The following is a 16,085-nucleotide window of genomic DNA, read 5'->3' on the forward strand; positions in this document are numbered from 1 at the left end:
AGGATTAGACGGTTTTATTTATGGCTTAAAATGATCTCTGCAACATGTTCCAGATAGTTTTCTTCTTTCATGTCATGTTGCAGCAGATAGGGTTGATTGGGCTGAATCCCCACCCCTTCAATCATTTGCCCTTTAGGGGTGTAGTAATGCGATACCGTCATCTGTAAAGCTGCACCATTGGAAAGGGGAAACAGTTTTTGCACTACGCCCTTTCCATAGCTTTTATCACCCACCACCCAGGCACGCCCATGATCTTTCATCGCTGCAGTAAACACTTCAGCAGCAGAGGCAGAACGGTTATTGATTAAAATACCCAACTTTAAATTCTGAAATTCAAAACTGGGTAAGGCCTGAAACTGCTGGTCGCCTTCAGAACGGCTTTTGGTCGAAACGATGATGCCCTGATTCAAAAAAAGATCGGCCGATTCAACCGCAGCAGACAACAATCCGCCCGGGTTATTTCTTAAATCCAGCAATACCGCTTTCAAGCGTGAAGAAGAATGCTCTTCAATCAGGCGTTTGATTTCATTGGCTGTATCTTGCTGAAATACCTTGACTTTGATCACCAGCACCTGATTATGCAGCAGGGTTGCCTGAATATCGGTTTCTATTTTTTTATTACGGACTAAAATCAGCGGCTTGCTACTTGGTGCCAGCTGTAAACTTAAGGTAGAGCCAATCGAACCATTCAGCAAGCTGTTCACCTGATCATGATTGAATTTTTTCAGTTCCTGATCATCAATCTTAAAAACACTGACCCCATTGCGCAAACCTTGCTTGGCTGAATCCGCATTTTCCTTTAATCTTCGAATGACCCATTGATGCAACTGTGAGTCATAAGCCAGTTCAAAATCGACAGAGGCGATATCACCTTCGGTATATTGTAACAGCTGCTTATAATCTTCTGGACTTAAATAACGGGAATAACGATCCAGGCCACTGACCAGACCTTTAATGGCCTGTTGAAACAAGGCTTCATCATTTTTGGCATCGACATAATTTTCTTTGACAATGCTGTAAATCTGCACGAACTGCTGAATTGATTCCACCGGAACTTCAGCATAATTCTGTTCCACTTCATCATCAAAATCTAGAACTGGCTGAACCTTGCCTTTTACCGCGGCAAGGGCGGAATGGCTCACACACATGAATAACGTTGTTAAAATGACAACCTTGTTCCAGCGCTGTAAAGCCATCCATCCACCTGTTTATACGAAAATTTTTATGATTTTAAAGTAATCAAATTACGACCTTGCATTTCTGCAGGTACAGGAATTTGCATGAGATTCAACAATGTCGGTGCGACATCTGCAAGCACCCCCCCTTCAGCAATCGTGGCAGAAGTCGGGCCTGCATAGATAAACGGAACCAGTTCAGTGGTATGTTGGGTATGTACCTGACCGCTCTGGTAGTCCTGCATTTGCTCTACATTACCATGATCGGCAGTAATCAGCATATGACCTTTTTGTGCCATCACCGCTTCATAAACACGGCCCAGACAAGTATCCACCGCTTCCACTGCTTTCACTGCGGCATCAAATACACCGGTATGCCCAACCATATCACCATTGGCATAGTTCACCACCAAGAGGTCGTATTTACCTGAATTAATTGCAGCAACCAGTTCATCAGTCACCTCATAAGCACTCATTTCCGGTTTCAGGTCATAAGTCGCCACGCTTGGAGATGGAATCAAAATGCGTTTTTCACCCGGGTATTCATCTTCACGACCACCACTGAAGAAGAAGGTCACATGGGCATATTTTTCTGTTTCGGCAATACGCAGCTGGGTTTTACCCAGACTGGATAAATACTCGCCAATCGAGTTTTTCAGCCCTTCCGGCATGTAAGCAACCGGCGCATCAATGGTCGCCTGGTAACGGGTCAGCATCACAAATTTAGACAGGCTTGGAACCACTTTACGCTCAAAACCGGCAAAGTCCTTTTCTACAAAGGCTTTAGTAATTTCACGCGCACGGTCGGCACGGAAATTCATGAACACTACACTGTCGCCATCCTGAATTTTCGCCACATCACCAATACGGGTCGCTTTGACAAATTCATCACTTTCTTCAGCTGCATACGCCTGTTCCAGACCTTCAACAGCTGTTGCAGCGGTACGTACGGCTTCACCTTCAGTCAGCAGACGGTAGGCCTGTTCTACACGATCCCAACGGTTGTCACGGTCCATGGCAAAATAACGGCCGATCAGGGTCGCAATACGACCCTGGCCCGGATATTGGGCAAATAACGCATCTAATTTTTCAAGCGAAGGCTGCGCACTTTTAGGCGGTGTATCGCGACCATCCAGAAAAGCATGCAGATAAACTTTGGCACTGCGTTTCAGTGCCAGTTCAGCCATGGCCACAATATGGTCTTCATGCGAATGCACGCCACCTTGCGACAGCAAGCCCATAATATGTACTGCACCATTTGCAGCTTTGGCTTTTTCAACGGCATCGACCAGCACTTCGTGCTCAAAAAAAGCACCGGTACGGATGTCTTTGGTAATACGAGTGAAATCCTGATACAGCACACGGCCTGCACCCAGGTTCATATGACCGACTTCAGAGTTGCCCATTTGACCATCAGGCAGGCCGACATCTTCACCTGAACCTGAAATCAAACCATGCGGATGCTTTTGTTGTATAGCAGTTAAATTAGGTCGTTTTGCTGCCAGGAAAGCATTGTCTTCGACCGCTTCGCGATGACCCACACCATCCATGATTACCAATACGTGAGGGATTTTGCCAGCAGTTGCATCCGTCATAATGAACACTCTTTTGTTTACAATTTCATCGTCATATCTTACCGAATTTTCGGTCAAGACTCTATGTGCAGATCATGACTAAAGCTGATCATGCACATTGTTTTTATCACTGTCGGGTCTGTTAACGTGCGCGGCGCAGTAAATAACCGCCGACCAGCATCATCAGCACAATCGGTACAAACACAAACCAGGCCGGCGAAGGTGAATAGACCAGACTTGCATAGCCCATAAAATCTTGCAGGTAGAAGAATCCCAGACCGATAAATAAGGCAATGACCAGACGGAAACCCATCGACTGTTGGCGTAAAGGACCAAAAATAAAGGAACAGGCAATCAGTACCAAGGCAATCAGCGCAAAAGGCGAAGCGACTTTTTGCCAGAATGCCAGCTGATAGGTTTTCGGCACCTGGCTATATTCATGCATGTAGCTCATGAAACTCACCAGCTGACTTGGAGATAAATCTTCCGGGTCAATGGTGACCATATGCACATATTTCGGTTGCAGGGCTAAAGCCAGCGGTAGCTGTGCTGTCTGTGCCAGAGTAGCATTGCCTTGAGGCAGAATATCTATCTGGGTTGCCTGCTGCAGCTTCCAGTCACCATCTTTAATGAACTGGCCCTGTTCCGCATTCAATACACCTTTCAGATAATAATTGTCATCAAAGTCGACCACCTGAACATGCTGAAGCTGGCCTTGTGCATTGGCATAATCAATATAAATAAAACGCTGACCTTCCCGGGTCCAGTAGCCCCTCACCTCGCCCAATGCACTGGCGCTACGGTGATCCTTGACACTTTTGGCCTGTTCATTGGTATACGGAATTACCCATTCACTCAAGACAAAGGATAAAACCACCAGAATCAGCGCCGAACGGATGACCCAACCCACAATACGCCACAGGCTGATTCCCACCGAGCGCATCACCACCAGCTCACTATTGGAAGCCAGGGTGCCTAAACCCAGCACCGCACCAATCAGGGCAGAAATAGGTAAAATTTCATAAAGATAACGCGGCGCACCCCATAACACATAGAGAAATGCCTGCCAGGCTCCGTAGTTCTCGTTCAGTGAACCCAATTCACCCAAATAGGTAAACAGCACCTGTAAAACAGAGAGTACCGCGGTTGCCCCCAGCATGGCGAGTGCCGTGGTTTTGGTCACATGTTTGGCGACTATTCGACGTGCTAACATTTTAAGACCTCACCTGCTGAATTCGTTTCTTGATTTTGGGTGCCAGTTTCTGTTTGCGGGAAAACAGTGCTGCCGCAACAGCATAGGCCAGCAACACCAGAGGATAGGCCCATATGCCCATTTCATCTTTACTGATGCGCGTTTTGACTGCCATCAGGGCGACAATCAGGCTGGCAAAAATCAGTAAGGCCGGGAACAGTTTTAAATAACGTCCCTGACGCGGACTCACTTCACACAGGGCAATCGCCAGCATTAAGGCAGCCACAATGGAAAAGGGTACGAAGATCCGCCAGCCCAATTCACTCGCAACGACAGGATCGTTGCGGTTGGTCCAGAGCTTGGCAATTGGCAAGGCTTCCACTTCGGCGCTTTCAAATTTGGCTTCTTGATCATTTTCCAGACGTAAACGGTAAGACTGGAATTCGGCCTGGGTATACTTGGGGGTGCCGGGGAAAATCTCATAACGGCGCCCTTCTACCAAATCGACAATACTGGCGGTTTCATTGGCCACTTCAACACGGGTGGCTTCTTTGGCCAAAATCATGATGTCAGGTTTGCCCGGTTTCTGGGCACGCTGATAGAAAAACACATCTTTCAGATTTCGACGGTCTTCGGACAGGTCTCCGGCATAAATGGTATAGGGACCCGAGGAAATAAACTCTTTGGGACGGACCAGATCGAAACCGGTTCTCACTGCCTGCTTGGTGGTCAGCTCTTCAAACTGACGCAGTCCCCAAGGAGACATCCACACCATTAACACCGTTTGCACGGCAAGAAAAACCACCGTCAACGGAATCAGCAAACGTCCCAACTGGTTACGGCTGATGCCACTGCCATTCATGACCGCCATCTCATGATCGACATACAATCGGCCAAATACCAGCATCAAACCGATAAAGAAACCTAGTGGAAGAATTAAGGTTAAAAATTCCGGTAGCCGATAACCAATAATACTAAACAAAATACTGGCATCCAGACGGCCTTGTGCCGCAACACCAAAGTACTTGATCAGTCGACCACCCATCATAATTAAGGTCAATAAGGCAATTACCACCAAGGATGTAGACAGCACTTGCTTGACCAGATAACGCCGAATAATCAAATTAATTCTTCCAGAAAAAGGGCAAATAAAAACTAGCGCTAGTTTACCCGAATGGTGAAAATATAAAACCTATACTGTTGTTGCGCATTGAAACTCTATTCATAGAAATGTTTCAATGGTTTAATGGTTTGCAATCTTTCCAAGGCATGAATACAGCACATGAAACTGACAATTAATACGTCATTCCAAGAGAATGCATCTAGCCCATGTTTATTGATATTAGTAGATTCCGAGCAGCTTCAAAAGGCTTCTACCACTTATCAAATCAATGATTTAAATAGTTTAGTCGAAGCAGCACAATTCAAGGCGAGCCTAAGCGAATCTTTAGCCCTGATTGGGAAAGTGGCGGCCTGTACCAATACCACGCTGATTGGCTTGGATAAAGCCGCTGAAATTCAGCCGGCTAAATTAGCAAAAATCGCACAAACCATTATCAAAGCGTCACAAAAAAAATTCAAACAGATCAGCATTGATATTTCTGCCCTAGCCCCTGAACAGCATTATTTGTTTGCACTGGCGCTGACTCAGGCCAGTTACGCATTTGATGAATACAAATCAAAGAAAAATGAATTTGTGCTTGAAGAAATTCATCTGATTGCCGACAACAGCACCTTAAACCTGCAACAGTTATCTTTGATTCATGCGGTACAATCCGGTCAAAATTTGGCCCGCGATTTAGGCAACCGTCCAGGCAATATCTGTTTTCCTGAATATCTGGCTGAACAGGCTCAAGCCTTGGCAGCACAATATCCGGACTTGCTGAAAGTGACCGTGATTAATGAACAGCAAATGGCTGACTTGGGCATGAATGCCTTTCTGGCCGTGAGCAAAGGTTCAGACCGTCCGGGCCGTGTCATTACCCTGGAATATAAAGCCCATACCGAACAGGCACCTGTGGTACTGGTCGGTAAAGGCGTAACCTTTGATACCGGCGGTATTTCACTGAAACCGGGTCTGGGCATGGATGAAATGAAATTCGACATGTGCGGCGCAGCATCCGTTCTTGGCACCATGCGTGCATTATGTGAGGCAAAACTGCCGATTCATGTAGTCGGTGCCATTGCCGCTGCGGAAAACATGCCTTCAGGTCATGCGACCCGTCCGGGTGATATCGTGACCAGCATGAGCGGACAAACGATCGAAATTTTAAATACCGATGCGGAAGGCCGTTTGGTGCTATGTGATACCTTAACTTACATCCAACGCTTTAATCCGGCGCTGGTGATTGATATTGCCACCTTGACCGGTGCCTGTGTGGTGGCCCTGGGTTCAGTGTTGTCGGGTTTATTTACGCCAGATGATGAATTGGCTGCAGAAATTAGCGCTGCAGGCCAGGCTTCATTTGACCGGGTATGGCGCATGCCGGTGATTGAGGATTATCAGGAGCAGCTGGATTCGCCATTTGCCGATATTGCCAATATCGGTGGACCGAAAGCCGGTTCTGTGACGGCTGCATGTTTCTTGCAACGTTTTACCCGTGAATACCGCTGGGCACATTTAGACGTTGCCGGTACGGCATGGAACTCAGGTACAGCCAAAGGTGCAACTGGCCGTCCTGTACCGCTATTGGTTCAATTCCTGGCAAACCGTGCGCAGTCGAATGGCTAAAGTCAGCTTTTACCTGTTTGAAAAAAGCAATGAACGGCAAGTGCAAAGCACTTGCCGTTTGTGCCGCAAGATTCTGAAACAGCCGGCACAGATCTGGTTGTATTGCGACAATACCGACTTGCAGCAGCAGCTCGATGAACAGTTGTGGACTTTTGATCCCGGCAGTTTCATTCCGCATGGCATTGACCAGGAACAGGCCACTATTTGCATTTCATCCCGGCTGCCGCAACAATCTGACTGTATTGTGTTTAATTTTAACAATCAAGCCCTTGAACAGATTGATAAATTTAGTCACATTATAGAAATTATCGAAAATAATGAATCGGCAAAACAACTGGGTCGTGAAAAATTTAAACAATATCGACGCTTAGGTATTGAGCCGCGAACGTTCAAGCTTTAGCCGATCAATTGAAATAAGGAGAGATGTGGTGGCATTAAATGTCGGTCAAGATTTTAAACAGCGCTGGTTAAATGTACCTGAGGCTGTTCGTCAGGCATTTATTGATGACCTACACCGCGTCTGCAATGTCCTCAAACCTGAAACCAATATTCATAAGTGGCTGGAAAAAGATAAAGAAGCCCAGCAGCAGTCTTATGAAAAAATTGAACGTGCCTATGTCGAACGTAAGGCCCAGCTGATTGAAGAAGCGCGCTTGCGCAAGCAACGTGCCCTGGAACAGTCACTGAAAAATAAGCGCGCCGAGCAGGCTGCTTATGCACGGGCATTACAGTTAGATGAAGAAAGACAATTTGCCGAACAAACCCATACCCTGGCTTTGATTCGTCAAAATATAGAGCACGAAACGCAAACCTATACTGCACGTTACCACAAGAACCCTGCCGGCCCGGCCCTGAATTTTGCCAAGGGCATGTTCCCGATGGCTGACCATGAAATATTATCGGAGCTGGAAAGCCTGCGTTTACGTCTGGAACTGGAAGCGGAAACGCTGATTGAGCAAGCGGTGACCGTGTTTCGTGCCAAGCTGCATCAAGCCAGTCAGGAAGAAATTGAATATATTTTAAAGAATTCGAATTTATCTTCGGAAAAACCTGCATCTTGAGGTTTCATCCTCGGTATTTCAGGTCTTCTTTAAATGTTATGAGCATGCCAGAAACAGTCCATTTCGGTGGGCTTTTTTAACTTCAGCATATGGAATGAGGCTGAAATCCAAAGCATTCAAAATTAAAACAAGTCCACGGCAAGACCTAACATATTCCCTGCGCCATAACCTATTCCCAATAACACGGCAATCCAGATGAAACCGCCGGCCACGTTATACAGCATAAAACTCAAGAGATTCATATGCCCTGCCCCTGCAGCAAAGGGCGCAAATGAACGTACGAACGGCACAAATCGGGCCACCAGAATGGTTTTACCGCCATGCTTGGTAAAATAATGGTTGGTTTTTACGATATAGGCCGGTTTTAAGTAGCGTGAATGTTCATGGAAAAACTTAAACCCCAAGATTTGCCCGGTATAATAATTGACGATATATCCCAGTACCGCAGCACTAAACAGCAACAATCCCATGGTGTTTAAATGGATCACATCTGTGGTTGAGCAGAGAGCCCCTATCGCAATCAACAGGCTGTCTCCCGGCAAGAAGAACATAAATACCGAACCGGTTTCGGCAAAGATAATCAGAAATAAAATGGCATAGATCCATAGACCATACTGATCTAGCAAAGTAGGTAACCATTGTTCTATATGCATTAGAAAATCAAGCATCTTCACCTACTCACTTTAACCACATTATTTTCATAACTTATTAAAAATAAAAACTAAAAATAAAAAAACAGCCTGACTTTTCAGTCAGACTGTTTTCTATTTTAGGATGTTTTACTTCAAGAAGCCATTTTCTGCCAGAAAAGCCATGCTTATTTTTGACTGTTCTGTGGTGTCTGCAGCCTTGTCACCCAGCATTAAACGCTCGATATAACGCGCTAACACATCGACTTCCAGATTCACTTTCGCTCCGGTTTTCCAGGTGCCAATATTGGTTCGTTCTGCCGTATGTGGAATCAGGTTCAGGCTGATGATATTGCCGCGCAGATGGTTAATGGTCAGACTGATGCCATCCACGGTCACCGAGCCCTTTTCGGCCAGATATTTGGCGATTTCCGCCGGAGCCGTCACCTCATAATAAATGGAACGGGCATCTTCACGTACCAGCGTGATTTCACCGACCGCATCGACATGTCCACTGACGATATGTCCGCCAAAACGGGTTGTCGGCAACATGGCTTTTTCCACATTGACCGCCTGCCCCACTTTCCAGGTACCTAAAGTGGTTCGATTCAGACTTTCACGTGAAACGTCAGCAGCATACCAGTTTTCGCCCCATTCAATTACGGTCAGGCAAATGCCGTTGGTGGCAATCGAATCGCCCAAATGAACATCAGACATGTCAAGGTCAGTGCCAATACGCAAACGCACATCGCCACCCACACTTTGCAAGCTTTCCACTTTACCTAAACTTTCAATAATGCCTGTAAACATAACTTTTTCTCTAATTCTGTCCCTGTTTTTACCACAATGCCAGTTGGGTGCTTACCCCGGTCGTATCCACACCGCCCAGTTCAGCAAAATGATACAGCTGACCCAAGAGTTGGCGTAATGGCGGACCTGATTTGGCATGGGTATCGGTGATGACAATAAATTCAAGTACACGTGCACGTTCTGACTGGCGCTGCTTGCTGACCCGGTAACGCGGCACATCCTGGGTCAACAAGGTGACGCGGCCACGCTTCAAGTTGGCCTGCAGCAAATCGCCCGCTTCAATATTACCATCGGTCGAATAGCTGGTCAGAATATAACGTGCATTAATGGTTGCCAATAATTTTTCATAGGCTTCTTTGGCATGCTTGGAAGAATTGTACTGGCTCGGACGCTCTTTACGCCACGCCCGGTCAATCCCGCTTTTGAAGCCTTTGGTGTCGGGACTCGGCAAATCGACCTGATCCCATAGCGTCAGGGCATTCAGCACATGATAGTTACTGCTATAGGCATGCTGGTTATACGGCGGATCCAGATAAGCGATATCGACTTCAAAATTACTCATCTGGTTGGCCAGATGCTGCGCATCGACACACCACATTTCCGCGGCCGGCTTTTTCGGGTCGCCAATTTCACAGAAGCGGCTTGGTGTCAGCCATAATAGCGATTCAATCCGTTCCAGAGCCGTTTGGGTTTTACCGCCCCAGCCATGATGGAAGCTTTTAAATACCCCGGAGGTATTGCTGACAAAACTGGCCGAATACAGCAAGGGCGCCAGCAATGCCGACATTTCTACATCATCAATGGCACCTTGTGCCTGCCAGGTCGCAATCTGCTGACGGATGGCATCGATGCGCATACCGTTACGACGTTTAAAGAACAGTCGGTCACGGGTCGGATCATAGATTTCATCATTGCGCGGACAAAGATTATGCGTCACCCAACCCTTCACTTCAGGCAAACGGTTCAGATAATCAATGGCTTTTTGATAACCGCCCAACTCTTTAAATGCGGGGGCTTCGACACAGGATAAAATCGCATTGTTCAAAGCATGACTGTAGGGTTCCCAGTCATTGGCAATGACCCGATAGCCATTTTGTCGCGCCAGACGCGAAACCACACCGGAACCGGCAAAAAAGTCGGCAAAAATCGGGGCCCGGCCATTGTGGCTATTCAAGGTTCCCGTACTCTCAAGGGCTTCCAAAATCAGATGCAATAAACGGCGTTTATTCCCCAAATATGGAACAAGCTGATTGAAAAGGTATTCATCTGTAGTACGCGCTGAATGACGACGTTTATGATAAACCGAAGACTCTGAATTCATACTGTCTCTTGAGAAGGGATTAACCTTAAGCGCACATCATTCCCGACTTGGGTCAGGTCTATGAGCTTAAATCGAAGTTGCTCTGCCATGCGGTCAAATTCCGCATTAAACATCGCACGAGCGGTTTGACCTAAAAAGGTCGGTGCAACATAGCTGATCATTTCATCTACCAGCCATTCCTGCAAAAAGGCCGTGGATAATGTTGCTCCTGCTTCCACCAACACATCATAAATTTGATGCTGGGTAGATAAGGTCTGTAGCACGTCTTTTAAAGGCTGTACTGCAAATTGTAGCACGCCTAAATCGGCCAGTTCCTGACGGAAAGGCCCCATCACCATGACTGTTTCAGGTTGCTGGAGTATTTTTGCATTCAGCGGTAAACGTCCCTGACGATCCAGCACCAGACGTTTGGGCTGAACCACCGTGTTGATATCTGCAACACCATTCAGCTGACGTACATTTAATTGGCAGTCATCGGCAAGAACCGTTTCTATGCCCGTAATGACGACACCGGAAATGGCACGCCAGTGCTGTACATCCTGACGGGCCTCGCTTCCAGTAATCCATTTAGATTCACCAGAAGCCATCGCTGTGCGGCCATCCAGACTGGAAGCCACTTTTAGACGTACATAAGGCATGCCGTTTGCCATGGCTTTTAAAAAACCGCGATTGAGCTGTGCTGCATCCTGTTCACAGATACCCATTTCAACTGCAATGCCGGCATCTTTTAGAATTTGTACACCCTTGCCAGCGACCAAAGGATTGGGATCAGGACAGGCAACAATGACTTTAGCAATTCCAGCTTCGACCAGGCCTTTGGCACACGGCGGTGTACGGCCATAATGCGCACACGGCTCCAAAGTCACATACGCCGTTGCACCGCGTGCCTGTTCACCAGCCTGGCGCATGGCAAACACTTCCGCATGCGGTTGCCCGGCCTTCGGATGAAAGCCCTCCCCAACCAGTTGACCATCTTTCACGATGACACAGCCGACATTAGGATTGGGTTTAGTTGAATATTGTCCGAGTCGTGCCAATTCAATTGCACGTTGCATCCAGGCTTGATCTTGTTGGGAGTTTTGATTTAACTCAGACATTAAATTGCTCTTGGAAAATAAATCTTAGTGTTCGCGCTGTTGCATCTGTTCAATTTGACGACGGAAGGCTTCAACATCCTGGAAATCCTGGTAAACCGAGGCAAAACGGACGTAAGCGACATGGTCTAAGGCAAATAAAGCCTGCATGACAATTTCACCAATGGTACGTGATTTGACATCCCGCTCACCTAAACGGCGAATCTGCAACTGGATATCACTGAGGACGGTTTCAATCTGTTCCTGGGTCACCGGACGTTTTTGCAAGGCATGCATCAGGGAACGGCGCATTTTTGCTTCGTCGAACGGTTCACTCTTGCCATCGGATTTGATCACCCGGGGCATGACCACTTCATAAGTTTCAAAGGTGGTAAAACGTTCTCCACAGCTGATACATTCACGACGTCGACGAATCTGGCAACCTTCGGCAGCCAAACGCGAATCGATCACTTTACTATCTGCGGCGTTGCAAAATGGACAATGCATAGCGGTTTAATTGAACAAATCAAATCGGATTTAGAGTGTAGCAAAAATTCTGCCCTTTGTAGAGGCTTACGCAAGATATGGAAAAAAAACAGCCCTGACGGGCTGTTTTACACAATATATTGATTATGAGTTTTTATCTTATTCTACACGTTCGCCATGTTGACTCAGGTCAAGACCCATACGTTCGTCATCATTCGCCACACGGATACCCATCACCAGATCAATCACTTTCAGAATGATGAAGGTCAATACTGCAGAGTAAGCGATGGTTGCCAATACACCTTCAAGTTGTACCCATAATTGATGCATCATATCTGTCGGTGCTTTATCGCCCATGATGAATTCACTGGCAAATACCGCAGTCAGGATTGCACCCACAATACCACCTACACCATGCAGACCAAAGGCATCCAGAGAGTCATCCGCTTTCAGTGCACGTTTAAGCGCCGTAATACCCCAGAAGCAGACTACACCACCAATCAGACCCATGGCTAAAGCACCGCCTACAGTCACGAAACCTGCTGCTGGCGTAATGACCACCAAACCTGCAACTGCACCAGATGCACCGCCCAATACAGAAGCTTTACCACGAATCACTTTTTCAGTGATCAACCAGGCAATGGCTGCTGCCGCTGCTGCAACTTGGGTTACGATCAATGCATAACCTGCTGAACCGTTTGCGCCGAGTGCAGAACCGCCATTGAATCCAAACCAGCCAACCCATACCAGGCTTGCACCAATTACGGTTAAAGTCAGGTTATGCGGAGCCATCGATTCACGGCCCAAGCCCATACGTTTACCCAGCATGTAAGCAGCAACCAGACCTGCAACACCCGAGTTGATATGAACCACCGTACCACCAGCAAAGTCGAGTGCACCATCATTCGCTAACCAGCCACCACCCCATACCCAGTGGGTAATTGGCGCGTAAACCACGATGCTCCAAATGGTAATGAAGGCAACGAAAGCTCCAAATTTCATACGTTCTGCAATCGCACCGGTAATAATGGCTACAGTAATGATGGCAAAGGTCATTTGGAAAATGACAAACAGAATTTCTGGAATCGTTCCTGTTAAGGCATCTGTGGTAATGCCGGATAGCATGATTTTATCCAGATTACCAATAAAAGCATTGCCACTGCCAAAGGCCAGGGTATAACCAATCACCACCCAGGTAATACTGACAACGGCTGCCGCAACAAAGCTATGTGCCATGGTGCCCAGTACGTTTTTCTTACGAACCATACCGCCGTAAAATAATGCGAGTCCCGGAATGGTCATCAATAAAACCAGAGCTGTAGACACTAAAATCCATGAGGTGTCACCTGTATCTAATTTTGGTTCTTCTTCGGCAGGTGCTGCTGGTTCAGCTGGAGCAGGGGCTGCAGCCAATTCGGAATTTGTTGTTAAAGATGGATCAGTAGTTTCAGTGACTACTACATTTTCAGAAGGAGTGGATGCTGCTGTTAGCGCTTCTTCAGCCCATGCAACAGAACCACCTAAAAGTGCGCCAGATAAACTCAGCGCAATGAGCATTTTTTTCATTCGTATCCCCCAACCTAGTTTTTTTGAGTTATTAGCTACTCAGCAAACTTCATGCCAAATTAAACAGCATCTGCACCTGTTTCACCGGTACGGATACGGATGACTTGTTCTAAATTAGTAACGAAAATTTTACCGTCACCAATTTTACCTGTGCTTGCCACACGCGTAATCGATTCAATGACTGAATCCACCATTTCATCGCTAATCGCAATTTCAATTTTTACTTTAGGCAAAAAATCAACAACATATTCTGCACCACGGTAAAGTTCAGTGTGACCTTTTTGACGACCAAAGCCTTTGACTTCAGTTACGGTGATCCCTTGAACACCAATGTCAGAGAGTGCTTCACGCACGTCATCCAATTTAAAGGGTTTTACAATTGCAGTTACGAGCTTCATGTTTGTTTTCCTTCGGCTTCTTTCACCAGTAAGGTTTTATGTTCAAATTTCGTGCCAAAAATTCTAAGGTTGGGGGAAATAGAAACTTTGACACGAGTTTTCTTTATAACCTATTTTATACTTTTAGATGTAGTCCGAGTTTTAAAAACTAGACATTTTTACTATAAAATTAACGATTTTACACATCGGATAAAGCTATATCCGGTCGAGTGGGGCTATGGTCCGGGTAGGAGCGATGTTACACTAGCGCCACTTCTCCATCCTTATATGGACACTGCAATGATTGAAACCTTATTACAAGCCATAATGGAACAACTTGATCAACCGAAAAAAGATGTCGAACATAATTTACGGGTCTTACTGAATGAAGCCGTCAGCAAGATGGATCTGGTTTCCAAAGATGAAATTGAACGTCAACGTACTGCACTCAATAATGCCAATTTACGTTTGAATGAACTGCTTAAACAAGTTGAAACTTTAGAAATTAAAATCAAGAACAATAAATAAGCACTTTTCTAGTGCACAAAAAGACCAAAAACGATTAAAAATAACGCACTACAATGGAACAATAATAAATGTCTTTTGCGAAAATCTATACACGAGGTCTGCTTGGACTTCATGCGCCTTTAATTGAGGTGGAAGTTCATGTCAGTCAGGGTTTACCCTCTTTAACCATTGTCGGGCTACCTGAAGCAGCAGTTCGTGAAAGTAAAGACCGGGTACGTTCTGCCATTATTAATAGTGGTTTCCAGTTTCCCACCAAACGTCTCACCATCAATCTGGCGCCTGCAGACTTACCCAAAGATGGCTCACGACTGGATTTGCCGATTGCTTTGGGAATTCTTATTGCGTCAGGGCAACTCCCTGAAAATGTGACAGATCAGCTGGAATTTATTGGTGAGTTGGCCCTGGATGGTCAACTTCGTCCCATCAGCGGTATTTTAAGCATTGCCATTGCCTGCCAGCAGTCTGGACATCAACTGATTTTGCCGCAGCAGAATGCCCAAGATGCCTCGCAACTGCCCGGTTTTGAAGTGTTTGCTGCCCATCATCTGAAAGATGTCTGTGAACATTTATCCAGCCAGCATCCGCTTCCACAATATCAGGCCAATACCACCAGCCCTATTGACCAATACAAATTTGATTTAGCCGATGTCAAAGGTCAGCTCCGTCCACGGCGAGCCTTGGAGATTGCTGCAGCGGGCGGCCATTCTTTATTGTTTAAGGGACCTCCAGGAACCGGAAAAACCCTGTTGGCTTCACGGCTGGCCAGTATTTTACCGCCTCTAGACATGCAGGAGAATCTGGAAGTTGCCAGTATTTACTCGGTTGCCAACAGTTCACATCCCTTTGGGCAGCGCCCTTTTCGTGCACCACATCATACCGCTTCCGCGATTGCCTTGGTCGGTGGCGGTTCACATCCCAAACCCGGTGAAATTACCCTGGCGCATTTGGGCGTATTGTTTTTAGATGAGCTGCCTGAATTTGATCGCAAGGTTCTGGAAGTATTAAGACAACCGCTGGAATCTAAAGAAATTGTGATCTCACGTGCCTCCAGGCAAATTACCTTTCCAGCAAACTTTCAACTGATTGCTGCAATGAATCCCTGCCCTTGTGGTTATGCCTTTAATCAGGATATACGCTGTCAATGTTCAGCGGATGCGATTAAACGTTATCAAAATCGCATTTCAGGTCCACTCCTGGACCGGATTGACCTGCATATTGATGTGCCTCCTTTGCAAGCACATGAATTGCAAGATACATCACCGGTTGAAAATTCACAGACAGTGCGGCAACGGGTGATTCAGGCCTATGAACAGCAGATGCAACGGCAACAATGCCTGAACCATGCTTTAACGCCCCAACAGCTGGAGCAGTTTGCCTGTCTCGATGCACAGGCACAGAAAATTATGGAAACAGCACAGCAACGCCTCAACCTGTCTGCCCGGGCTTATCATCGGGTATTACGCGTTGCGAGAAGCATTGCCGATTTATCGCAACATGCCGCGATTCAAAGCCAGCATTTAACCGAAGCGTTGTCCTATCGGGCACAACAGGGCTAATCCGAA

The 16,085-nt window shown here is 46.5% G+C and carries 16 protein-coding genes; 5 read left to right on the forward strand and 11 right to left on the reverse strand.

The annotated features are described in order from the left end of the window. Positions 1-14 precede the first annotated feature (14 nt). The 4 genes from BLP85_RS05975 to lptF all read right to left on the reverse strand — a co-directional run bounded on the left by BLP85_RS05975 (position 15) and on the right by lptF (position 5,064). Entirely contained in the window at positions 15-1,196 is a 1,182-nt protein-coding gene (locus tag BLP85_RS05975; RefSeq protein WP_092819207.1) for a S41 family peptidase, read from the reverse strand. 26 nt (positions 1,197-1,222) lie between these two features. Then, complete coding sequence (gene gpmI / locus BLP85_RS05980) at positions 1,223-2,770, reverse strand: 2,3-bisphosphoglycerate-independent phosphoglycerate mutase (protein WP_092819208.1); 1,548 nt, start codon at positions 2,768-2,770, stop codon at positions 1,223-1,225. 121 nt (positions 2,771-2,891) lie between these two features. Then, positions 2,892-3,962: an LPS export ABC transporter permease LptG gene (gene lptG, locus BLP85_RS05985; protein ID WP_092819209.1), complete on the reverse strand. Its 1,071-nt coding sequence runs from the start codon at positions 3,960-3,962 to the stop codon at positions 2,892-2,894. Position 3,963: 1 nt separating this feature from the next. Continuing rightward, complete coding sequence (lptF, locus tag BLP85_RS05990; RefSeq protein ID WP_092819210.1) at positions 3,964-5,064, reverse strand: LPS export ABC transporter permease LptF; 1,101 nt, start codon at positions 5,062-5,064, stop codon at positions 3,964-3,966. Positions 5,065-5,223: 159 nt separating this feature from the next. Here lptF and BLP85_RS05995 point away from each other — a divergent pair, with 159 nt between their 5' ends. From BLP85_RS05995 to blhA, 3 genes are read left to right on the forward strand one after another with little or no spacing between them, the layout of a single operon-like run. After that, on the forward strand, positions 5,224-6,672 hold the full coding sequence (locus BLP85_RS05995; protein ID WP_092819211.1) for a leucyl aminopeptidase: 1,449 nt from the start codon (positions 5,224-5,226) through the stop codon (positions 6,670-6,672). Next, the gene (locus BLP85_RS06000) at positions 6,665-7,072 is read left to right on the forward strand and encodes a DNA polymerase III subunit chi (RefSeq protein WP_092819212.1); all 408 of its coding nucleotides are present in this window, start codon (positions 6,665-6,667) and stop codon (positions 7,070-7,072) included. The genes BLP85_RS05995 and BLP85_RS06000 overlap by 8 nt, the downstream gene beginning before the upstream one ends. Before the next feature lie 25 nt (positions 7,073-7,097). After that, positions 7,098-7,733: a cell division protein BlhA gene (blhA, locus tag BLP85_RS06005; protein WP_228143253.1), complete on the forward strand. Its 636-nt coding sequence runs from the start codon at positions 7,098-7,100 to the stop codon at positions 7,731-7,733. A gap of 122 nt (positions 7,734-7,855) precedes the next feature. Here blhA and BLP85_RS06010 read toward each other — a convergent pair whose 3' ends face one another. The 7 genes from BLP85_RS06010 to glnK form a co-directional block, all read right to left on the reverse strand. Then, a complete protein-coding gene (locus BLP85_RS06010) occupies positions 7,856-8,401 on the reverse strand; it encodes a VTT domain-containing protein (RefSeq protein WP_092819214.1) in 546 nt (181 codons plus the stop codon). Positions 8,402-8,512: 111 nt separating this feature from the next. Beyond that, positions 8,513-9,172 (reverse strand): riboflavin synthase, encoded by a 660-nt coding sequence (locus BLP85_RS06015; RefSeq protein WP_092819215.1) that lies wholly within the window; start codon positions 9,170-9,172, stop codon positions 8,513-8,515. Between the two features lie 28 nt (positions 9,173-9,200). After that, positions 9,201-10,493, reverse strand: coding sequence for a DNA adenine methylase (locus BLP85_RS06020; RefSeq protein ID WP_092819216.1), 1,293 nt, complete (start codon positions 10,491-10,493; stop codon positions 9,201-9,203). Beyond that, positions 10,490-11,590: a bifunctional diaminohydroxyphosphoribosylaminopyrimidine deaminase/5-amino-6-(5-phosphoribosylamino)uracil reductase RibD gene (gene ribD / locus BLP85_RS06025; protein WP_092819217.1), complete on the reverse strand. Its 1,101-nt coding sequence runs from the start codon at positions 11,588-11,590 to the stop codon at positions 10,490-10,492. The genes BLP85_RS06020 and ribD overlap by 4 nt, the downstream gene beginning before the upstream one ends. 24 nt (positions 11,591-11,614) lie before the next feature. Beyond that, on the reverse strand, positions 11,615-12,073 hold the full coding sequence (gene nrdR / locus BLP85_RS06030) for a transcriptional regulator NrdR (protein ID WP_086174158.1): 459 nt from the start codon (positions 12,071-12,073) through the stop codon (positions 11,615-11,617). Positions 12,074-12,211: 138 nt separating this feature from the next. Continuing rightward, a complete protein-coding gene (locus BLP85_RS06035) occupies positions 12,212-13,618 on the reverse strand; it encodes an ammonium transporter (protein ID WP_092819218.1) in 1,407 nt (468 codons plus the stop codon). Positions 13,619-13,677: 59 nt separating this feature from the next. Beyond that, positions 13,678-14,016, reverse strand: coding sequence for a P-II family nitrogen regulator (glnK, locus tag BLP85_RS06040; RefSeq protein ID WP_086174160.1), 339 nt, complete (start codon positions 14,014-14,016; stop codon positions 13,678-13,680). Between the two features lie 279 nt (positions 14,017-14,295). Here glnK and BLP85_RS06045 point away from each other — a divergent pair, with 279 nt between their 5' ends. Then, positions 14,296-14,523 carry an accessory factor UbiK family protein gene (locus tag BLP85_RS06045; protein ID WP_092819250.1) on the forward strand — a complete coding sequence of 76 codons (228 nt, stop codon included), beginning with the start codon at positions 14,296-14,298 and terminating at the stop codon, positions 14,521-14,523. A 68-nt stretch (positions 14,524-14,591) separates the two neighbouring features. Further along, on the forward strand, positions 14,592-16,079 hold the full coding sequence (locus BLP85_RS06050) for a YifB family Mg chelatase-like AAA ATPase (protein ID WP_092819219.1): 1,488 nt from the start codon (positions 14,592-14,594) through the stop codon (positions 16,077-16,079). Positions 16,080-16,085: the final 6 nt, after the last annotated feature.

The sequence above is a fragment of the Acinetobacter kookii genome (genome assembly GCF_900096895.1).
In the GTDB taxonomy this organism is placed as follows: Bacteria; Pseudomonadota; Gammaproteobacteria; order Pseudomonadales; family Moraxellaceae; genus Acinetobacter; species Acinetobacter kookii.